General features: G+C 66.6%; 14 protein-coding genes. 10 read left to right on the top strand and 4 right to left on the bottom strand.

Annotated elements, in window-relative coordinates:
* Positions 1-17 precede the first annotated feature (17 nt).
* The 8 genes from bpln_RS07990 (at position 18) to truB (ending at position 11,107) form a co-directional block, all read left to right on the top strand.
* Complete coding sequence (locus bpln_RS07990; protein WP_055139478.1) at positions 18-1,196, top strand: pyridoxal phosphate-dependent aminotransferase; 1,179 nt, start codon at positions 18-20, stop codon at positions 1,194-1,196.
* 285 nt (positions 1,197-1,481) lie between these two features.
* Complete coding sequence (gene scpB, locus bpln_RS07995) at positions 1,482-2,522, top strand: SMC-Scp complex subunit ScpB (RefSeq protein WP_055138532.1); 1,041 nt, start codon at positions 1,482-1,484, stop codon at positions 2,520-2,522.
* A 61-nt stretch (positions 2,523-2,583) separates the two neighbouring features.
* A complete protein-coding gene (gene rluB / locus bpln_RS08000) occupies positions 2,584-4,335 on the top strand; it encodes a 23S rRNA pseudouridine(2605) synthase RluB (protein WP_055138533.1) in 1,752 nt (583 codons plus the stop codon).
* A 302-nt stretch (positions 4,336-4,637) separates the two neighbouring features.
* Complete coding sequence (gene rimP / locus bpln_RS08005) at positions 4,638-5,099, top strand: ribosome maturation factor RimP (RefSeq protein ID WP_015875997.1); 462 nt, start codon at positions 4,638-4,640, stop codon at positions 5,097-5,099.
* Positions 5,096-6,571 carry a transcription termination factor NusA gene (gene nusA / locus bpln_RS08010; protein WP_042624715.1) on the top strand — a complete coding sequence of 492 codons (1,476 nt, stop codon included), beginning with the start codon at positions 5,096-5,098 and terminating at the stop codon, positions 6,569-6,571. Before rimP ends, nusA begins: the two co-directional genes overlap by 4 nt.
* Positions 6,572-6,664: 93 nt before the next feature.
* Positions 6,665-9,631 (top strand): translation initiation factor IF-2, encoded by a 2,967-nt coding sequence (gene infB, locus bpln_RS08015; protein WP_055138534.1) that lies wholly within the window; start codon positions 6,665-6,667, stop codon positions 9,629-9,631.
* A gap of 113 nt (positions 9,632-9,744) precedes the next feature.
* Positions 9,745-10,113 (top strand): 30S ribosome-binding factor RbfA, encoded by a 369-nt coding sequence (rbfA, locus tag bpln_RS08020; protein WP_042624717.1) that lies wholly within the window; start codon positions 9,745-9,747, stop codon positions 10,111-10,113.
* Positions 10,114-10,150: 37 nt separating this feature from the next.
* Entirely contained in the window at positions 10,151-11,107 is a 957-nt protein-coding gene (gene truB / locus bpln_RS08025; RefSeq protein ID WP_042624718.1) for a tRNA pseudouridine(55) synthase TruB, read from the top strand.
* Between the two features lie 116 nt (positions 11,108-11,223).
* Here truB and bpln_RS08030 read toward each other — a convergent pair whose 3' ends face one another.
* The 4 genes from bpln_RS08030 to bpln_RS08045 all read right to left on the bottom strand — a co-directional run bounded on the left by bpln_RS08030 (position 11,224) and on the right by bpln_RS08045 (position 16,200).
* Positions 11,224-12,786 carry a DHA2 family efflux MFS transporter permease subunit gene (locus tag bpln_RS08030; protein ID WP_042624719.1) on the bottom strand — a complete coding sequence of 521 codons (1,563 nt, stop codon included), beginning with the start codon at positions 12,784-12,786 and terminating at the stop codon, positions 11,224-11,226.
* 18 nt (positions 12,787-12,804) lie between these two features.
* On the bottom strand, positions 12,805-14,022 hold the full coding sequence (locus bpln_RS08035) for an HlyD/EmrA/EmrK family protein (protein WP_055138535.1): 1,218 nt from the start codon (positions 14,020-14,022) through the stop codon (positions 12,805-12,807).
* 64 nt (positions 14,023-14,086) lie between these two features.
* The gene (locus tag bpln_RS08040; RefSeq protein ID WP_082465235.1) at positions 14,087-15,643 is read right to left on the bottom strand and encodes an efflux transporter outer membrane subunit; all 1,557 of its coding nucleotides are present in this window, start codon (positions 15,641-15,643) and stop codon (positions 14,087-14,089) included.
* A gap of 50 nt (positions 15,644-15,693) precedes the next feature.
* Positions 15,694-16,200, bottom strand: coding sequence for a MarR family winged helix-turn-helix transcriptional regulator (locus bpln_RS08045; RefSeq protein ID WP_042624721.1), 507 nt, complete (start codon positions 16,198-16,200; stop codon positions 15,694-15,696).
* 398 nt (positions 16,201-16,598) lie between these two features.
* Between bpln_RS08045 and typA the strand changes: the two genes are divergently transcribed.
* Both typA and bpln_RS08055 read left to right on the top strand, forming a co-directional pair.
* Positions 16,599-18,419, top strand: a complete 1,821-nt coding sequence (gene typA / locus bpln_RS08050) for a translational GTPase TypA (RefSeq protein WP_042624722.1) — start codon at positions 16,599-16,601, stop codon at positions 18,417-18,419.
* A gap of 320 nt (positions 18,420-18,739) precedes the next feature.
* The gene (locus bpln_RS08055) at positions 18,740-21,607 is read left to right on the top strand and encodes a 2-oxoglutarate dehydrogenase E1 component (RefSeq protein WP_042624723.1); all 2,868 of its coding nucleotides are present in this window, start codon (positions 18,740-18,742) and stop codon (positions 21,605-21,607) included.
* Positions 21,608-21,702 lie beyond the last annotated feature (95 nt).

A 21,702-nucleotide genomic window follows, 5' to 3' on the forward strand; every position in this document is an offset into this window, starting at 1 on the left:
ACCTTATCGGCAACGAGATGGAGCGGGGATCCGGTTCGTGGGGCCCGCGTGCGAGCGTCGAATCGCTTCGGCCGTCGCTGATCCGCGAGGTCGCGAACGCCGGCTTCGGCGTGGACGGCGTGCTGCCGTTCTGGTTCGGGGAATCGGATCGCGTCACGCCGGCGTTCATCCGCGAGGCGGCCGGCACGGCGCTCGCGGACGGCGACACGTTCTATACGCACAATCTCGGGGCGGCCGCGCTGCGCGAGACGCTGGCCGCCTACGTCACGGCGCGCCACGGCGCGACCCAGGCTACCCAGATCGCGGTCACGAGCGCCGGCGTCAGCGCGCTGATGCTGGCGGCGCAGCTGCTGGTCGGCGCCGGCGACCGGGTGGTCGCGGTCACGCCGCTGTGGCCCAACCTCGTCGAGATCCCGAAGATCCTCGGTGCCCAAGTGGAGTGCGTGGCGCTCGACTACGGCGAGGCGGGCTGGCGGCTCGATCTCGAGCGCCTGCTGGCGGCGCTCACGCCCGACACGCGGATGCTGTTCGTCAATTCGCCGAACAACCCGACCGGCTGGACCCTGTCGCGGGCCGAGCAGGCGGCGGTACTCGCGCATTGCCGGCGGCACGGCATCTGGATCGTCGCAGACGAAGTCTACGAACGGCTCGCGTTCGGCGCCGACGGGGCGTCGTCGTTCCTCGACCTGGCGTCGCGCGACGAGCGCGTGATCGTCGTCAATTCGTTTTCGAAGGCCTGGGCGATGACGGGCTGGCGGCTCGGCTGGCTGGTTGCCCCGGAGCGGGTCATGGACGGGCTCTCGAAGCTCGTCGAATACAACACCTCGTGCGCGCCGGGCTTCGTGCAGGCGGCCGGCATCGCCGCGGTGCGCGACGGCGAGCCGTTCGTGGCCGAGTTCGTCGGCGCGCTGCGCACGGCCCGCGATCACCTGGTGGCAGCGCTCAACACGCTGCCGGACGTGTCCGTCGAGGCGCCGGACGGGGCGATGTACCTGTTCCTGCGGCTGCCGGGCGCGCACGACAGCCTTGCGTTCTGCAAGCGGCTGGTGCGCGAGGCGGGCATCGGCCTGGCGCCGGGGCGCGCTTTCGGCGACGAGGGCGAGGGTTTCGTCCGCTGGTGTTACGCCTGCGACACCGCGCGGCTCGACATCGGTGTGGAACGTTTGCAGGCATTCCTGCACCGAAGCGGCGTCTGAAGCTGGCAGCCGCGTCAGCCGGGCCGCGTGCGATCTCGATCGAAGCGGTCCGGCAGCTTTACGCCTCGTTCGAATTTGCGTAATATGGCGCTCAGTCACGCGATTCGATCAAGGTTTCGCGCTGTTCCGTCCGGTCAGGGTCAGGCTTCGAGCAGGTTTCGCCACCCCCGGTTCGTGCTCCCATCAATATGACCGATCAGAATCGGGCGAGCGCGTCTTCCGTTCCTATTCGTCTGTTTCGTATTTTGATCCGGTTCGTTTGACCAGAGGGTCTGGCCTAGCTGCATGAATACCCAAGAGGCGAAGATCGTCCTCGAGACTGCTTTGATCTGTGCGCAGGAGCCGCTCAAGCTGAGCGATCTGCGCAAGCTCTTTGCCGACGGCGTGTCGGCGGACACAGTCCGAACGTTGCTCGAAGAATTGAAAGAGGCGTGGTCCGGCCGCGGTGTCGAACTCGTCGCGCTGGCCACGGGCTGGCGCTTTCAGAGCAAGCCGGCGATGCGCGTTCATCTGGATCGATTGCATCCGGAAAAACCGCCGAAATATTCGCGCGCGGTACTCGAAACGCTGGCGATCATCGCGTATCGCCAGCCGGTCACGCGTGGTGACATCGAGGAAATTCGCGGCGTGACGGTGAATACCCAGGTCGTCAAGCAACTCGAGGATCGCAGCTGGATCGAGGTGATCGGCCATCGCGACGTGCCGGGGCGCCCGGCGCTCTATGCGACCACGAAACAGTTTCTCGACGATCTCGGGCTGAAGGCGCTCGACGATCTGCCGGCGCTCGAAGAGCCCGCCGCGCATCTCGAGGCGAGCCTGCTGGCGCAGGCATCGATGGAATTCGCTGACGGCGTGTCCGGCGCCGACCCGGTCGTGCCGGCCGGGGAACGCCCGGACGACGACGCGGCCTTGGTCGCGCCAGCCGGCGACCCGATGCAGCCTTCGGACGCGGTGCCGGCGGATGCCGCCGCCCCGGCGAACGAGGCGGAAATCGACCAATCGGTGAGCGAAGTGGACGCGGCTCAAGAGGCCGACGGCCATTTCCCCGGCAACGCCGATTCGATCGACGACGCAACGGAACCCGCGTCGCCCGATCCGGTCGAGAAGGAAACACCAGGCCGCGCGCCCGATGCCGACGAGGCGGCGCGCGATCACGAGGCGGGAGCCAGCTGCGCAACGGTGCAGTCCGGGCAGCACGAGGCCGATGTGGCTGAGGCGGTCCCGGCGCACGACGACGTGCATGGCGAAGCCGCCAAATCCCTGGGCGACACGACGTCCGGCGAGGAATCGCCGGATCGGGATGCGCCCGCGCAGCGCCGCGCTTGACGCGGCCAGATGAGATTGCCGCGCCCGCGACGGGCGCGAGACCTGACATTTCGAGGTTGTTTTGACAGATACCCACGACACTGATTCGTCCGAATCCGCGCACGCCGTGCAGGCATCGCGCGCCGACGGCGCCCCCGAGCAGTCCGCGCAGGACGCGGGCGGCGACGAGCGCCCGCGCCGCGGCCTGCGCCGCGGTCCGCGCAGCCTCATCGCACGCCGTCGCGCGGCGGCCAAATCGAAGACGGCCGAGCCGTCGGAGGGTGCGGAAGTCGCGCCGGCCGACGTGGCCGATGCCGATGCGCCGGCCGCGGCGCCGGCACCGCGCGCCGCGCGCAGCAAGGACGGCGCGCCAAAGGCGCCGCGCAAGCCGGCCGCGAAACGCGAAGGCGTCGCCCCCCGTGGTGGCGCGCAGGCCAGGCGCGGCGCGGCCGCGGGCGCAACCGCCGCGGCGCCGTCGGCCGAGGGTGTCGGTGGTGGCGCCGGGCAGGAAGACATCTTCTCCTATGTGACTTCGCCGGCGTTCGACGCGGACAACGCGTCGGCCGGCGGCGGCGTGCGTGCGCCGATGCTGCGTCGTGGCCGCCAACCCCAAAAGCGCGTGCTCGCGCCGGAAGACGATGCGCCGAAGCTGCACAAGGTGCTCGCTGAGGCCGGCATGGGCTCGCGGCGCGAGATGGAGGAGCTGATCGTCGCCGGCCGCGTGTCGGTGAACGGCGAGCCGGCGCATATCGGCCAGCGGATCCTGCCGACCGACCAGGTGCGGATCAACGGCAAGCCGGTCAAGCGCAAGCTGCAGAACAAGCCGCCGCGCGTGCTGCTCTACCACAAGCCGACCGGCGAAATCGTCAGCCACGCCGATCCGGAAGGCCGCGCCTCGGTGTTCGACCGCCTGCCGCCGATGAAGACGGCGAAATGGCTCGCGGTCGGCCGGCTCGACTTCAACACCGAAGGTCTGCTGATGCTGACCACCTCGGGCGATCTCGCGAACCGTTTCATGCATCCGCGCTACAGCGTCGAGCGTGAATACGCGGTGCGCGTGGTCGGCGAACTGAACGAAGCCTCGCGCCAGAAGCTGCTGCACGGCGTGGAGCTCGACGACGGCCCGGCCAACTTCCTGCGTATCCGCGACGGCGGCGGTGAAGGCACTAACCACTGGTATCACGTGGCGCTGGCCGAAGGCCGCAATCGCGAAGTGCGCCGCATGTTCGAAGCGGTCGGCCTGATGGTGAGCCGGCTGATTCGCACGCGCCACGGTTCGATCCCGTTGCCGCGCGGCCTGAAGCGCGGCCGCTGGGAAGAGCTCGACGAGACGCAGGTGCGCAAGCTGATGTCCACTGTCGGCCTCAAGGTCGCGGCCGAAGAGAAGGGCGGCAAGCGCGGGGCCGCCACGGCCGAGCGCAAGCAGCCGGACCCGATGCAGACCTCGATGGGTTTCCTCAATCGCGAGCCGGTGCTGACCACGCACGGCCAGCTCGACCAGCCGCGTCGCGGCGGCGGCCGGCGCGGCGCGCAGGGCGGCGGTTTCGGTGCCGGACTTGGCGGCGGTTATGCCGGCGGCGCGTCGGGCGGCGGCTATGGTGGCAATGGCGGCAACGGCAACGCGAGCGGCAACCGCCGCAACGGTGGCGGCGACGTCGACGGCAATCGTCTGTCCTATGGCGCCAACGGCAACAAGCGCGGCAGCGGCGGCAAGGGTCCGCGCAGCGGCGGCGGTGGCGGCAACGGGAACGGCAACCGGGCCGACGGCGGCGGCAACGCACGTGGTGGCGCGCGCCCGCAGCAGGCCCGCAACAATCGCTCGCGCGGTCGCTGATCTCCCGGCGCCGTACCGCGCGCGCAAACGCGCGGCAAAATCAGGCGAAATCGGCTGTTCCGGCCGATTTCGCGGGGGCGATACTTTGCGTTTGAGTTAAAAAACGCTATAATCGCCGAGTCGCTGGTCGTACAGGTTCCTTGTGCGGCTCAGGTGCGACCACCGGAGTAAGAAGATGGGCGTTTCGCCCATTTTTTTTTGCTAAAACGGCTGGGCATCTCGGGTAGCGCTTCCTGCGCCAGCAAAGGCGCGCGTCTGCGGGTGAATCGCGAACGGCGGGCGCGAACATCCGAGAGGACACAGTGCAACTGACGGAATTGATAGAAACCACGGTCACCGGGCTCGGCTACGAGCTGGTCGATCTCGAGCGCACCGGGCGCGGCATGCTCTGCGTCTACATCGACCAGCCAGCGGGCATCTCGATCGACGACTGCGAAAAAGTCACGCGTCAGCTGCAGCACGTATTGACGGTCGAAAACATCGATTACGAACGGCTCGAAGTGTCGTCCCCGGGCCTCGACCGACCGCTGAAGAAGCTGGCCGACTTCGAACGGTTCGCCGGGAGCGAAATCTCCGTCACCCTGAAAAAGCCGCTGGAAGGCCGCAAGACCTACCGGGGCATCCTGCATGCGCCGAACGGCGAAACGATCGGTTTGGAATTCGAGATGAAGAAGGGCGAGGCGGCCATGCTGGACTTCACGCTGGCCGACATCGACAAAGCCCGTCTGATTCCGCAAGTTGACTTTAGGAGCCGCAAACAATGAGTCGCGAAGTGTTGATGCTGGTGGATGCGCTGGCGCGCGAGAAGAACGTCGACAAGGATGTCGTGCTGGGTGCGCTCGAAGCGGCACTTGCGTCGGCCTCCAAGAAGCTGTTCGACGAAGGCGCCGAAATCCGCGTCCAGATCGATCGCGAGAGCGGCGAACACGAGACGTTCCGGCGCTGGCTCGTGGTGCCGGACGAAGCAGGGCTCCAGGAACCGGATCGCGAGATCCTGCTGTTTGAAGCGCGCGAGCAGAAGCCGGAAATCGATGTCGGCGACTATATCGAGGAATCGGTGCCGTCGATCGAGTTCGGCCGGATCGGCGCGCAGGCGGCCAAGCAGGTGATTCTGCAGAAGGTTCGCGATGCCGAGCGCGAGCAGATCCTGAACGACTACCTCGAGCGCGGCGAGAAGATCATGACCGGCTCGGTCAAGCGTCTCGACAAGGGCAACTTCATCGTCGAATCGGGCCGCGTCGAGGCGCTGCTGCGCCGCGACCAGCTGATCCCGAAGGAAAACCTGCGCGTCAGCGACCGCGTGCGTGCCTATATCGCGAAGGTCGATCGCACCGCGCGCGGCCCGCAGATCGAGCTGTCGCGCACGGCCCCGGAATTCCTGATGAAGCTGTTCGAGATGGAAGTGCCGGAAATCGAGCAGGGTCTGCTGGAAATCAAGGCGGCAGCACGCGATCCCGGCGTTCGTGCGAAGATCGGCGTGGTCGCCTACGACAAGCGGATCGATCCGATCGGCACCTGCGTCGGCATTCGCGGCTCGCGCGTGCAGGCGGTGCGCAATGAGCTTGGTGGCGAAAACATCGACATCGTGCTATGGTCGGAGGATCCCGCTCAGTTCGTGATCGGCGCGCTCGCGCCGGCTGCCGTGCAGTCGATCGTCGTCGATGAGGAAAAGCATTCGATGGACGTCGTCGTGGACGAGAACGAACTGGCCGTCGCGATCGGCCGGAGCGGTCAGAACGTGCGCCTCGCGAGCGAACTGACCGGCTGGCAGATCAACATCATGACGCCGGACGAATCCGCGCTGAAGCAGAACGAAGAACGCGATCGTTTGCGCGGCCTGTTCATGGCGCGCCTCGATGTCGACGAAGAGGTGGCCGACATCCTGATCGACGAAGGCTTCACGAGCCTCGAGGAAATCGCTTACGTACCGCTGAACGAAATGCTCGAGATCGAGGCGTTCGACGAGGAAACCGTTCACGAGTTGCGCAACCGCGCGCGCGATGCGTTGTTGACGATGGCGATCGCCAACGAAGAAAAGGTGGAGAATGCTGCGCTCGATCTGAAGAGCCTGGACGGCATGACGTCTGAGCTGTTGGCGAAGCTGGCGGAAAACGGCGTGCAGACGCGCGACGATCTCGCCGAGCTGGCCGTCGACGAACTGGTCGACATGACCGGAGTGGAAGAGGAAGCCGCGAAAGCGCTGATCATGAAAGCACGTGAACACTGGTTCCAGTGAGAAATGACCATGGCGCACTGATATTTGGCGGCCGGAAGGCCGCATGACCCGATGCTAACCGCAAGGAATCGGTCCTTGCACTAAGAGGAATGAATGGCGAGTAACAACGTAGCCCAATTTGCCGCGGAACTGAAAATGCCTGCTGGTGTGCTGCTCGAGCAGCTGCAGGCAGCGGGCGTCCAGAAAGCGAGTGAAGACGATGCGCTGTCGGAAACCGACAAGGCGCGTCTGCTCGATCATTTGCGTAAATCGCACGGTGCGTCCGACGCCGACAAACGCAAGATCACGCTGACCCGCCGGCACACGTCGGAAATCAAACAATCCGACGCAACGGGTAAGGCTCGCACCATTCAGGTCGAGGTGCGCAAGAAGCGGACGTTCGTCAAACGCGACGATGTCGCCGAGAGCGGTGCGGACGCTTCGCAGGACCAGGCCGACGACGTGGCGGCCGACGCGGAGCTGAAGCGCCGTGAGGAAGAGGCGCGCCGCGAGGCCGAGCTGCTCGAGCAGCAAGCGCAGGAACTGCGCGAACGCCAGGAGCGCCTCGAACGCGAGGAATCCGAGCGCCGTGCGCGCGAGGAAGCGGCCGAGGCGGAACGCCGTCGCGCCGAGGAAGAAGCGGCCACCAAGCGCGCGGTGGCAGCGGCGGCGGCTCAGGCCCAGCAGGCGGCGCAGGCCGCGGCGGCGGCCGAGCAGGCGGCGGCGCGTGCCCAGCAGGCGCAGGCTCCGCAGGAGCCGGCCGCGGCGCAGTCGAACCAGGACGAGGAGCGCGCGGCCGCCGAACGGGCAGCCCAACGCGAAGCGGCGAAGAAGGCCGAGGACGCGGCGCGCGAAGCCGCCGACAAGACTCGCGCCGAGCAGGAAGAAATCCGCAAGCGCCGCGAGAAGGCCGAGGCCGAAGCGCGCGCGATTCGCGAGATGATGGCCACGCCGCGCAAGGCGCAGGTCAAGGCGCCAGAGCCGCCCAAGCCGGTCGAGCCGCCGAAGGCGGCCGAGGCGAAGGGCACGCTGCACAAGCCGGCCAAGCCGGCCGGTGAGGCAGGTGCGCGTCCGGCGAATCCGGCCGCGAAGAAGCCGGCGGCAGCGGCCCCGGCCAGCACGACCACAGCACCGGGCGCGGCCGATCGCAACAAGAAGCCGGGCGCGGGCAAGAGCGGCTGGCAGGACGACGCTTCGAAGCGCCGCGGGATCAAGACGCGCGGCGATTCGAGCGGCGGCGTCGACCGCGGCTGGCGCGGCGGCCCGAAGGGGCGTGGCCGTCACCAGGACAGCGCGTCGTCGTTCCAGGCGCCGACCGAGCCGATCATCCGCGAAGTCCACGTGCCGGAAACCATTTCGGTTGCCGATCTCGCGCACAAGATGTCGGTGAAGGCTTCCGAGGTCATCAAGATCATGATGAAGCTCGGCCAGATGGTCACGATCAACCAGGTGCTCGACCAGGAAACGGCGATGATCATCGTCGAGGAACTGGGGCACCGCGCGGTGGCGGCGAAGCTCGACGATCCGGAAGCGCTGCTGGTCGAGGGCGAAGTGAGCGTCGACGCGGAGCAGCTGTCGCGTCCGCCTGTCGTTACCGTGATGGGTCACGTCGATCACGGCAAGACCTCGCTGCTCGATTACATCCGTCGCGCGAAGGTGGCGGCGGGCGAAGCGGGCGGGATTACGCAGCATATCGGCGCTTACCACGTCGAAACGCCGCGCGGCGTCGTCACGTTCCTCGATACGCCGGGTCACGAAGCGTTTACCGCGATGCGGGCGCGTGGCGCGAAGGCCACCGACATCGTGATTCTGGTGGTCGCGGCCGATGACGGCGTGATGCCGCAGACCAAGGAAGCGATTGCGCACGCGAAGGCGGGTGGGGTGCCGATCGTCGTCGCGATCAACAAGATCGACAAGCCCGATGCGAATCTGGATCGGGTCAAGCAGGAACTGGTCGCCGAAGGCGTCGTGCCGGAAGAGTACGGTGGCGATTCGCCGTTCGTCGCGGTCTCCGCGAAGACCGGCTCGGGCATCGACGATCTGCTCGAAAACGTGCTGCTGCAGGCCGAAGTGCTGGAACTGAAGGCACCGGTCGAGGCGCCCGCCAAGGGCATCGTGATCGAAGCGAAGCTCGACAAGGGCAAGGGCCCGGTCGCGACGGTGCTGGTGCAGTCCGGCACGCTCACGCGTGGCGACGTGGTGCTGGCGGGTACCGCCTACGGCCGCGTGCGTGCGATGCTCGACGAGAACGGCAAGCCGACCAAGACGGCCGGCCCGTCGATTCCGGTCGAGATCCAGGGTCTGTCGGAAGTTCCGGGCGCGGGCGAGGAAGTGATCGTGCTGCCGGACGAGCGCAAGGCGCGCGAAATCGCGCTGTTCCGCCAGGGCAAGTTCCGCGACGTCAAGCTGGCCAAGCAGCAGGCCGCGAAGCTCGAGAGCATGCTCGAACAGATGAGCGAGGGCGAAGTGCAAAACCTGCCGCTCATCGTCAAGGCCGATGTGCAGGGTTCGCAGGAAGCGCTGGTGCAGTCGCTGCTCAAGCTGTCGACCAACGAGGTGCGTGTGCAGATCGTGCATGGCGCGGTGGGCGGCATCAGTGAAAGCGATGTCAACCTGGCGGTGGCCTCGAAGGCGGTCATCATCGGCTTCAACACGCGTGCCGATGCTCAAGCCCGCAAGGTCGCCGAGTCGAATGGCGTGGATATCCGCTACTACAACATCATCTATGACGCAGTGGATGAGGTGAAGGCGGCCATGTCGGGCATGCTGGCGCCGGAAAAGCGCGAAGTCCAGACCGGAACGGTCGAGGTGCGCCAGGTCATCAAGGTGCCGAAGATCGGTCTGGTCGCCGGCTGTATGGTCACGGACGGCGTGGTCAAGCGCTCGTCGTCGGTGCGCGTGCTGCGCAACAACGTGGTCATCTTCACCGGCGAGCTCGATTCGCTCAAGCGCTTCAAGGACGACGTGAAGGAAGTGAAGCAGGGCTTCGAGTGCGGTATGTCGATCAAGAACTTCAACGATATCGTCGAAGGCGATCAGTTCGAAGTGTTCGAGGTCACGGAAGTCGCGCGTACGCTGTAATGCCGGCGTGAAGGCTCTCAAGGGCGGGACCGGCGCGAGGCCGGTCCCGCCTTTTTTCATGGCGCCGGCCGCTCGCGCGGCCGGTCGTCCAAGAACGGAAAGACGGATTCACCATGACGAAGAAACGCAGTTCTCCCAATCGCAACGTCCAGATCGCCGACCAGATCCAGCGCGATCTGTCCGAGCTCATCATGCGCGAAGTGAAGGATCCCCGTATCGGGATCGTCACGATCCAGAGCGTCGAGCTGACGCCCGACTACGCGCATGCGAAGGTCTATTTCACGGCGCTGACGGGCGACCCCCTGCAGACGCAGGAAGCACTCAACCACGCGTCGGGCCACCTGCACAACCTGCTGTTCAAGCGCCTGCACATCCATACGGTGCCGACGCTGCATTTCCATTACGACAAGACGATCGAGAAAGCCGTCGAGATGTCGCGTCTGATCGAACAGGCGAATTCGACGCGCGCGAAGGACGACTGATCCACGCCGCCGATTTCCGCCGATTTCCGATTTCGCCATGACGACTGCTCCTCAACGCTCCCAGCAACCACGCGTGCCGCGCCGCATGCTCGACGGCGTGCTGCTGCTCGACAAGCCCGTCGGGCTGTCGAGCAACGACGCGCTGATCCGCGCCAAGCGCCTCTATCTCGCGAAGAAGGCCGGCCACACCGGCACGCTCGATCCGCTCGCCTCCGGCCTGCTGCCGCTCTGCTTCGGCGAGGCCACCAAGTTCTCGCAGGATCTGCTCGAAGCCGACAAGACCTATGAAGCGACGATGCGGCTCGGCATCCGCACGACCACCGGCGACGCCGAGGGCGAGGCGGTCGAGACGCGCGAGGTGCAGGTCCGGCGCACCGCCGTCGAGGCCGTGCTGCCGCGCTTTCTCGGCGAGATCGTGCAGGTGCCGCCGATGTATTCGGCGCTCAAGCGCGACGGCAAACCGCTCTACGAATACGCGCGCGCCGGGCAGACCGTCGAGCGCGAGGGCCGCAACGTGACGATCCACGCGCTCGAACTGCTCGCGTGCGAACTGCCCGACGTGACGTTCCGCGTGACCTGCAGCAAGGGCACCTACGTGCGCACGCTCGCCGAGGATATCGGCGAGGCGCTCGGCTGCGGCGCGCATCTGGTGGCGCTGCGGCGCACCGGCGTCGGCGCGCTGACCCTCGAGCACGCGGTCACGCTCGACGCGCTGTCGGATGCCGAAGCCGCCGAACGCGACGGCTGGCTGCAGCCCGTCGATGCGCTGCTGTCGACGTTTCCGCCGGTGCGGCTCGACGCCGACGAAGCGAAGCGGTTCCGGCACGGCCAGCGGCTGCGGCTCGCCGCGGCGCCCGAGACCGGCGCCGATGACGAAGCGGGCGCGCGGGTGCGCGTGTACGACGAGGCCGGGCAACTGCTCGGCGTGGCGCGCCTGCTCGATGGCGTGCTGGCACCGGAGCGGCTCGTCGTCAGCGGCGAGGCGGCCGGCTGACGGCACACGGCACACGACGCACCGCGATACGCCGCGCGTTGCCGAAGTCCCGCCACATGGCACGACGCCCGGTCGTGATGACCGGGCGTCGTGCTTTTCAGGAGAGGGCGATGATTTCAATGCGCGGCCGATGCCGCCGCGCTCGAATCGCCGCCGCCCGTGCGTTCGGGCTTGGTGATCCAGATCAGGCCGATCAGCACCACGAAGATCACGGCCGACACGTAGAACAGGTCGTTGACGCCGAGCTGCGCGGCCTGCTGCGTGGCCATCTGGTTGATGAGCCCGTTGGCCTGCTGCTCGGAGAGCCCGAGGCTGCCCATCTGCGCGACCGCCTGGTTGTAGATCGGGTTGTAGACGTTGGTCGCCTCGACGATCTGCGCGTGATGGAAGTTGTTGCGATGATCCCACGCGGTCTGGAAGATCGAGGTTCCGATGCCGCCGAACATGATCCGCACGAAGTTCGACAGGCCCGAGGCGGCCGGAATCCGGTGGCCGGGCAGGCCCGACAGCGTGATGGAGACGAGCGGGATGAAGAAGCCCGCCATCGCGATGCCCTGCACGAAAGTCGGCAGCATCAGCGACCACTGGTCGACGCCGGTGGTGTAGCGCGAGCGCATCCAGAAGCACAGCGCGAAGGTCAGGAACGCGGCGGTGGCGATGTAGCGCGGATCGGTGCGCGGCAGGTACTTGCCGGTCAGCGGCGAGAGCAGGATCGCGAAGAAGCCGACCGGCGCCATCACGAGCCCGGCGTCGGTCGCCGTGTAGCCGATCTGCGTCTGCAGCCACAGCGGCAGCAGCACGAGGTTGCCGAAGTAGAGCCCGTAGCCGACCGACAGCGCGATCGTGCCGCCGCTGAAATTGCGCATCGCGAACAGCGACAGGTCCACCACCGGGTGTTCGGCCGTCAGCTCCCAGATCACGAAGAACGCGAACGCGATCACGGCGGTCAGCGCGAGCACCACGATCGTGGTCGAGGAGAACCAGTCGAGATCCTTGCCCTTGTCGAGCATGACCTGCAGCGAGCCGACCCAGATCACCAGCAGCGCGAGGCCGACGCCGTCGATCGGCGCCTTGCGCTTGGTCGATTCGCGGTTGCGGTAGATCATCCAGGTGACGATCGCGGCGACGATCCCGACCGGAATGTTCACGTAGAAGATCCACGGCCACGAGTAGTTGTCGGAGATCCAGCCGCCGAGAATCGGCCCGGCCACCGGCGCGATCAGCGTGGTCATGGCCCACAGCGCGAGCGCCATCGATGCGCGCGCGCGCGGATAGCTCGACAGCAGCAGCGACTGCGAGAGCGGGATCATCGGCCCGGCCACGGCGCCCTGGACCACGCGCGCCACCAGCAGGAACGGCAGCGTCGGCGCGAGCCCGCAGAGCCACGACGAGATCACGAACAGGATGATCGAGGCGAAGAACAGGCGGACCTGGCCGATCCGGTCGGTCAGCCAGCCGGTCAGCGGCACCGAGATCGCGTTGGCGACCGCGAACGAGGTGATCACCCAGGTGCCCTGATCCGACGACACGCCGAGATCGCCCGAGATGGTCGGGATCGCGACGTTGGCGATCGAGGTGTCGAGCACGTTCATGAACACCGCGAGCGACACGGCGATGGTGCCGAGCAGCAGCTGCCCACCCTCCAGCGGGGGGTAGGTGACGGGTTGGGACTTGGCCATGGGCGTTCGGTTCCGGGCTTACATCCGCTTCGGCGTGGCGCCGGCGGCGGGCTTCGTGGCGGCCGGCGCGGCGCCGCCGGCGTTCTCCGCGATGATCCGGGCGATCTCGGCATTGGCATCGTCGCCGTACTTCGCGAACACGTCGGTCTGGTAGACCGTGTTCGGCACGTTGCCGAGTTGGCCGCCGCGGTCGTCCTTGATGTCGACGTCGACCTGCATCGACAGACCGATGCGCAGCGGATGCTGCTGCAATTGCTGCGGATCGAGCGCGATGCGCACCGGCAGGCGCTGCACCACCTTGATCCAGTTGCCGGTGGCGTTCTGCGCCGGCAGCAGCGAGAACGCCGAGCCGGTGCCGGCCGAGAAGCCCACCACCTTGCCCTGGTACTTGACCGACGAGCCGTAGACGTCGGCCGTCAGCTCGACCGGCTGGCCGATCCGCATGTGCGTGAGCTGCACTTCCTTGAAGTTCGCGTCGACCCACACGCCGTTGAGCGGCACCACCGACATCAGCGGATTGCCCGGCGCGACGCGCTGGCCGACCTGCACCGAGCGCTTCGCCACGTAGCCGGTGACGGGCGCGGGCAGCGTGTTGCGCGCGTTGGCCAGGTAGGCGTCGCGTACTTTCGCGGCCGCGGCCAGCACGTTCGGATGGTCGGCGACGGTGGTGTTGGCGGTCAGCGCGCGGTTCGAGGCGAGTTGCTGCTGCGCGGCGTCGACCGACGCCTGCGCGGCCTTCACGGCGTCGCGCGCGTGCGAGATCTCTTCCTGCGAGACCGCGCCCGTCTGCGCCACGGCCAGGCGCCGGCGCAGGTCGTCCCGCGCCTTCGACAGGTCGGTTTCGCGCAGCGCGACCTGCGCGCGATACTGGTCGTCGTTGACGAACAGGCCGCGCACCTTGCGCACGGTCTGCGCGAGATTGGCCTCGGCCTGTTGCAGCGCGACGCGCGCGTCGGCCGGATCGAGCACGACGAGCGGGGCGCCCGCCGTGACGGTCTGCGTGTCGTCGGCGTTGACCGCGATCACCGTGCCTGTCACCTGCGGCGTGATTTGCACCACGTTGCCGTTAACATAGGCGTCGTCGGTGGTTTCGTGGAAGCGCGCGACGAGGAAGTAATAGATGCCGTAGGCGATCGCGGCGAGCACGATGATCACGATCAGGATCGTCATCATCCGCTTGCGTTTCGTGTTGTTCGGCCGTGCGGTGCCGGCCGTGTTCTGTTGAGCGTCGCTCATGGCGAGTTTCTCCGTCGATTCTTGTGTGTGGTGCGAGTGATACGGGTGGTGTCGGGCCAGGGCTTCAGTTGGCGGCCTGCTGCTGCGTTGCCGATGCCGGCGCGGCTGACGCGGCCGCCTGCGCTGCCGGGCCGGCGGCCGCGAGCGGCGTGCCGGCCGCGTCGAAGCCGCCGCCGAGCGCGCTGATCAGGCCGATCTGCAGGTCGCGGCGGCGCATCACGAGGCTCGTTACCGACTGCTCGGCGTCGAGCCGGCCGTTGTCGGCGCTCAGCACCTGCAACTGCGGCGAGAGGCCGGCCTTGTAGCGGATCACGGCAAGCTCGTAGGCGCGCGTCGCGGCGTCGAGCGCGCGTTGCGCGTCGCCCATCTGCCGGTCGATCGCGCGGATCGACGAAACCTGCGTGGCGACGTCGTTGAGCGCGCCGATCAGCGTCTGGTTGTAATTCGCCACGCTCAGGTCGTAGTCCGCGTAGGCGCCCTTCAACTGCGCGCGCAATGCGCCGCCATAGAAGATCGGCAGGTGAATGGCCGGGCCGAACTGGGCCTGGCGGCTCGCGAACTTCAGGAACTGGCCCCAGCCGAACGCATCGAAGCCGAAGCCGGCCGCGAGGTTCACGTCGGGGAAGAACTCGGTCTTGGTTTCCTTCACGTCGTGCGCCGCCGCCTCGACCTGCCAGCGCGCGGCGACCAGATCGGCCCGGCGCGATACCAGGTCGGCCGGGATGTTGTCGGGCAGCGCGATCGCGCCGCCCGGGTTCAGCACCGGCGTGTCGATCTTCAGGCCGCGATCGGGGCCCTTGCCGAGCAGCGCGGCGAGTTGGTAGCGCACCGTGGTGATCCGGCCGTCGAGATCGGACAGCGTCGATTCGCTGGTGGCGACGTTGCCGCGCGCGGTCTGCCGCTCGACGTTGGTGTCGAGCCCGGCGCCGACGCGGCCCTCGGTGATCTTGCCGACCGTCTCGCGGTTGGTGATCTCGTGGCGTGCGATCTCACGCAACGCGTAAAGCTGGGCGAGCTGGTTGTAGGCGCGCGCGATCGACACCGCAAGCGTGATGCGTGCCTGCTGGTATTCGGCCTGCGCGGCCTTCTGCTGCGATACCGCCGCCTTCAGCTTCTCGCGATTCTTGCCCCAGAGGTCGAGTTCCCACGACGCGCTCGCCAGCACGTTGTTCTCGCTGAACCAGTTGCCGCCGTAGGGCGGCGGATAAAGGCCGTTGCCCGAATACAGCTCGCGGGTCCACGAGTAGCTGCCTTCGATCTTCGGGAATAGCGTCGCGCGCGACGATTCGATGTACGAAGACGCCTTCGCGAGCCGTGCCTGCGCCTGCGCGATGGTCGGGTTGCCGTCCACGGCCTCGTCGATCAGGCGCGGCAGCTGCGGGTCGCCGAACTGGTTGGCCCAGTCGAGCGCCGGCCAGTGGCCGCCCTCGGCCGGCAGGCTTTGCGCGCTGTCGAACTGCGAGGCCGGCGCGACTTGCTTGTCGCTGTGGATGCCGGCGTAGTTCGCGCAGCCGGCCAACGCCAGCGCCAGCGCGGCCCCGGCGAGGGGGCCGGCGGCGCGTGCCGGCCACAAGCCCTTGCGCGGCACGTTTGCCGCCGCCCGTGACTCGAAAGTGGACATTGCAAGGATTTCCTTATGTCGATGCATCGGATGATGATTGCCGTGACGTGTTACGAGGCGGTGGTGCCGCCGCCGGTGTTGCCCTCGCCGCAGTAGTTGCTGAGGATGCGGCGCAGCATGCTTTTCAGGAAACCGACTTCCTCGGGCGTGAAGCCGTCGAGGAGGCGGTCGAGCACGCTGATGAAGATCTCCGGCATCCGTTCCGCGAGTTCGCGGCCCTCGTCGGTCAGTTCGAGGCGCACCACGCGCCGGTCCTCGTGGCTGCGCACGCGCGACAGCAGCCCGCGCTTCTCGACGCGGTCGAGCAGGCGCGTCACGGCGCTCGCGTCGATCGCATATTCGCGCGCCAGCTCGGCCGCCGTCGAGCATTTGCCGACCGCGAGCATGAACAGCATGCTGGCCTGGGTGCCGGTGATCCCCAGCTCCGTCTGGGTGCGCTGCGTGACGAGGTTCGTCATCAGCGAGCGCACGCGCGAGAGCAGGTAGCCGACGCTGTCGTTGATCGGATACGCGGACACGGACGGGCCGGCCGGCGAGGGCGTGGAAGGATCCGGCATATTCTCTGATTCTGCAATAGTTGACTAGGCAGCAGTATAGGCGTGATTGTTTGCCGCGACAAATATGATTGACGGGCGCGACGGCGGCAATCGGGAGCGATACCGAGACCCGGCCGCAGGGCTTGCGGCGCAGGGCGCGAAGCCGGCAGGCAAGCCCGGGAAAGCGGCCGCCGAGGCTGCAAAAAAGATGCGAAACGGGTGGGGCCGGACCATGTCGGCTTGGCGTTCGCGCGACACTCGGTGTGCGGTGCAGCGAAGCGGTCCGCCCGCGACATCCTGGCATGCTATAATCGTAGGCTTTCCAGGACATGCAATTTTAGTCAAGCAGCGCGCGTGAGGGGTAATCAGCCACGCGCGTTTTTGCGTGTCCGATCATCAGGTTTCGATTTCAGGTTTCTATGACCCGCGCCCTTCGCAACATCGCCATCATCGCCCACGTCGACCACGGCAAGACTACGCTCGTGGACCAACTGCTGCGCCAGTCCGGCACCTTCCGCGAGAACCAGCAGATGGTCGAGCGGGTGATGGACTCGAACGACATCGAAAAAGAGCGCGGGATCACGATCCTCGCGAAGAACTGCGCGGTCGAATACGAAGGCACCCACATCAACATCGTCGATACGCCGGGGCACGCCGACTTCGGTGGCGAGGTCGAGCGCGTGCTGTCGATGGTCGATTCGGTGCTGCTGCTGGTCGACGCGGTCGAAGGCCCGATGCCGCAGACGCGCTTCGTCACGAAGAAGGCGCTCGCGCTCGGCCTGAAGCCGATCGTCGTGATCAACAAGATCGACCGTCCGGGCGCGCGCATCGACTGGGTGATCAACCAGACCTTCGACCTGTTCGACAAGCTCGGCGCGACCGAGGAGCAGCTCGACTTCCCGATCGTCTACGCGTCGGGCCTGAACGGCTACGCGTCGCTCGATTCGTCGGCGCGCGAAGGCGACATGCGTCCCCTCTTCGAGGCGATCCTCGAGCACGTGCCGGTCCGCCCGGCCGATCCGGACGCGCCGCTGCAGTTGCAGATCACCTCGCTCGACTATTCGACCTACGTTGGCCGCATCGGCGTCGGCCGCATCACGCGCGGCCGCATCAAGCCGGGCCAGCCGGTGGTGATGCGCTTCGGTCCGGAAGGCGACGTGCTGAACCGCAAGATCAACCAGGTGCTGTCGTTCAAGGGCCTCGAGCGCGTGCAGGTGGACTCGGCCGAAGCGGGCGACATCGTGCTGATCAACGGTATCGAGGATGTCGGCATCGGCGCGACGATCTGCGCCGTCGACACGCCCGAGGCGCTGCCGATGATCACCGTCGACGAGCCGACGCTGACGATGAACTTCCTCGTCAACTCGTCGCCGCTGGCGGGCCGCGAAGGCAAGTTCGTGACGAGCCGCCAGATCCGCGATCGCCTGATGAAGGAACTGAATCACAACGTGGCGCTGCGCGTGCGCGATACCGGCGACGAAACCGTGTTCGAGGTGTCGGGCCGCGGCGAACTGCACCTGACGATCCTGGTCGAGAACATGCGCCGCGAAGGCTACGAGCTGGCCGTGTCGCGTCCGCGCGTGGTGATGCAGGAAATCAACGGCGAGAAGCACGAGCCGTATGAGCTGCTGACGGTGGACGTCGAGGATGAGCACCAGGGCGGCGTGATGGAGGAACTGGGCCGCCGCAAGGGCGAAATGCTCGACATGGCCTCGGACGGCCGCGGCCGCACGCGCCTCGAGTACAAGATCTCGGCACGGGGCCTGATCGGCTTCCAGAGCGAGTTCCTGACGCTCACGCGCGGCACGGGCCTGATGAGCCACATCTTCGATTCGTACTCGCCGGTGAAGGACGGTTCGGTCGGCGAGCGCCGCAATGGCGTGCTGATCTCGCAGGACGACGGCGCGGCCGTCGCCTACGCGCTCTGGAAGCTGCAGGATCGCGGCCGCATGTTCGTGAAGCCGGGCGACGCGCTGTACGAAGGCATGATCATCGGCATCCACAGCCGCGACAACGACCTGGTCGTGAACCCGATCAAGGGCAAGCAGCTGACCAACGTGCGCGCCTCGGGCACCGACGAAGCCGTGCGCCTCGTGCCGCCGATCCAGATGTCGCTCGAGTACGCGGTCGAATTCATCGATGACGACGAGCTCGTCGAAGTGACGCCGCAGTCGATCCGCCTGCGCAAGCGCCACCTGAAGGAACACGAGCGCCGCCGCGCGAGCCGCGAAGCCGAGTGATCGGCGCCGCTGCCGCGACGTCTCGCGTCAAGCCGCCCTCGGGCGGCTTTTTTGCTTCTGGCGGCATTGCTGCGAGTAAAACACTGTTGCGTGGGCTGGGGAAATCGAGGCTTTTTGCCGCGAAAACCAGGGTAGACGGGCTTTCGGGGTGCGACATTGTGACCTTCAGTGGTGCGTATTGTGATATGCTGCGCGCACGCAAGTTTTAGGTCCTTCCAAGCAAGACTTGATTCGCGCAATCCGCTAAACGGTCAGGCCGTGTCGCGGAAGGTTGAGTAACCCGCTATTTCTCGAGAAGCTCGAAGAAAGGTGAGCGTAAAATGTCAGATGTAATGAAGCAGTTCCAGCTGAACTCCTATCTGTTCGGCGGCAATGCTTCGTATGTAGAAGAACTGTACGAAGCCTACCTGGACAATCCGGCATCGGTGCCGGACAACTGGCGCGAGTATTTCGACGCGCTGCAGAATGTGCCGGCGACGGACGGTTCGAATGCGAACGATGTTGCCCACAATCCGATCGTCGAATCGTTCGCCCAGCGTGCGAAGGCCAACGCCTTCATTCCGCGTGAAAGCAGCGGCGGCAATCTCGCCACCGCCCGCAAGCAGGTCCACGTCCAGTCCCTGATCAGCGCGTATCGGTTCCTCGGCTCGCAATGGGCCAATCTCGATCCCCTGAAGCGCCGCGAACGTCCCGCGATCCCCGAACTCGAACCCGCGTTCTACGACTTCTCCGAGGCCGACCTCGACCAGACGTTCAGCGCGAGCAACCTGTATTTCGGTTTCGAGCAGGCTTCGCTGCGTGACATCGTCAAATCGCTGCGCGACACGTACTGCGGCACGATCGGCGTCGAGTACATGTACATCGGCGATCCGGAGCAGAAGCGCTGGTGGCAGGAGCGTCTCGAATCGACGCGCGCCACGCCGAACTTCAGCGCGGACAAGAAGAAGCACGTGCTGAACCGCCTGACGGCCGCCGAAGGCCTCGAGCGCTACCTGCACACCAAGTACGTCGGCCAGAAGCGCTTCTCGCTCGAAGGCGGCGAGAGCTTCATCGCGGCGATGGACGAAGTGGTCCAGCACTCGGGCTCGAAGGGCGTGCAGGAGATCGTGATCGGCATGGCCCACCGCGGCCGCCTGAACGTGCTCGTGAACACGCTCGGCAAGATGCCGGCGGATCTGTTCGCCGAATTCGAAGGCAAGCACGTCGACGACCTGCCGGCCGGCGACGTCAAGTATCACAAGGGTTTCTCGTCGGACATCGCGACCGAGGGCGGTCCGGTCCACCTGTCGCTGGCGTTCAACCCGTCGCACCTGGAAATCGTCAACCCGGTGGTCGAGGGCTCGGCGAAGGCGCGAATGGACCGTCGCGGCGACGCGGACGGCCTGCAGGTGCTGCCGGTGCAGATCCACGGCGACGCGGCCTTCGCTGGCCAGGGCGTCGTGATGGAAACGCTGAACCTCGCGCAGACGCGCGGCTACGGCACGCACGGCACGCTGCACATCGTCATCAACAACCAGATCGGTTTCACGACGTCGGACCCGCGCGATGCGCGCTCGACGCTGTACTGCACCGACGTGGTCAAGATGATCGAGGCGCCGGTGCTGCACGTGAACGGCGACGATCCGGAAGCGGTGGTCCTCGCGGTGCAGATCGCGATCGACTATCGCATGCAGTTCCACAAGGATGTCGTGATCGACATCGTCTGCTTCCGCAAGCTCGGCCACAACGAGCAGGACACGCCGGCCGTCACGCAGCCGTTGATGTACAAGAAGATCGCGCAGCACCCGGGCACCCGTGCGCTGTACGCCGAGAAGCTGGTGCAGCAGGGCGTGATCACCGCCGAGCAGGGCGACGAGTTCGTCAAGGCCTACCGCAAGGCGATGGACGACGGCCACCACACGGTCGATCCGGTGCTCTCGAACTACAAGAGCAAGTACGCGGTCGACTGGGTGCCGTTCCTGAACCGCAAGTGGACCGACGCGGCCGACACGGCCGTGCCGCTCGCCGAACTGAAGCGCATCGGCGAACGCATCACGACGGTGCCGGAGAACTTCAAGGTCCACCCGCTCGTCGAGCGCGTGATCAACGACCGCCGCAAGATGGCGCAGGGCGACCAGCCGCTGGACTGGGGCATGGGCGAGCACCTCGCGTTCGCCTCGCTGGTCTCGTCCGGCTACGCCGTGCGCCTGACCGGCCAGGATTCGGGCCGCGGCACGTTCACGCACCGCCACGCGGTGCTGCACGACCAGAACCGCGAGCGCTGGAACGACGGCACCTACGTGCCGCTGCAGAACGTCTCGGAAGGCCAGGCGAACTTCACGGTGATCGACTCGGTGCTGTCGGAAGAAGCGGTGCTCGGCTTCGAGTACGGCTACTCGACCGCGGAACCGAACACGCTGGTGCTGTGGGAAGCGCAGTTCGGCGACTTCGTGAACGGCGCGCAGGTCGTGATCGACCAGTTCATCTCGTCGGGCGAAGTGAAGTGGGGCCGCGTCTCGGGCCTGACGATGCTGCTGCCGCACGGCTACGAAGGCCAGGGTCCGGAGCACTCGTCGACGCGTATCGAGCGTTTCCTGCAACTGTGCGCGGATCACAACATGCAGGTGGTCCAGCCGACCACGCCGGCGCAGATCTTCCACCTGCTGCGCCGCCAGATGATCCGCCTGTTCCGCAAGCCGCTGATCGTGGCGACGCCGAAGTCGCTGCTGCGTCACAAGGAAGCCGTGTCGGACCTGTCCGAACTGGCGAAGGGCTCGTTCCTGCCGGTGATCGGCGAGGTCGACGAGACGATCGACGCGAAGAAGGTCAAGCGCGTGATCGCCTGCTCGGGGCGCGTCTATTACGACATCGTCGCGCACCGCCGCGAAGCCAAGGCGCACGACGTCGCGATCGTCCGGATCGAGCAGCTCTATCCGTTCGCGCACAAGCAGTTCGAAGCGGAAATGAAGAAGTACGACAACGCGACCGAAGTGGTCTGGGTGCAGGATGAGCCGCAGAATCAGGGTCCGTGGTTCTACATCGAACACCACCTGAAGGAAGGCATGAAGGAAGGGCAGAAGCTCGCGTACAGCGGCCGCCCGGCTTCGGCTTCGCCGGCGGTCGGTTATTACGCGAAGCACTACGAGCAGCAGAAGGCCCTGATCGAAGGGGCATTCGGCCGCCTGAAGAGCGCGTCGATCGCAAAATAATCGGACGTCACGGCCCGGTGCGCGCGGCAAGCGCGCCCGGGCCGTCTCCGCACGCGCAAAGCAGGCGTGCGCCCGTCCGCAGGATCCCGACATTA

Source organism: Burkholderia plantarii (assembly GCF_001411805.1).
Lineage (GTDB): Bacteria > Pseudomonadota > Gammaproteobacteria > Burkholderiales > Burkholderiaceae > Burkholderia > Burkholderia plantarii.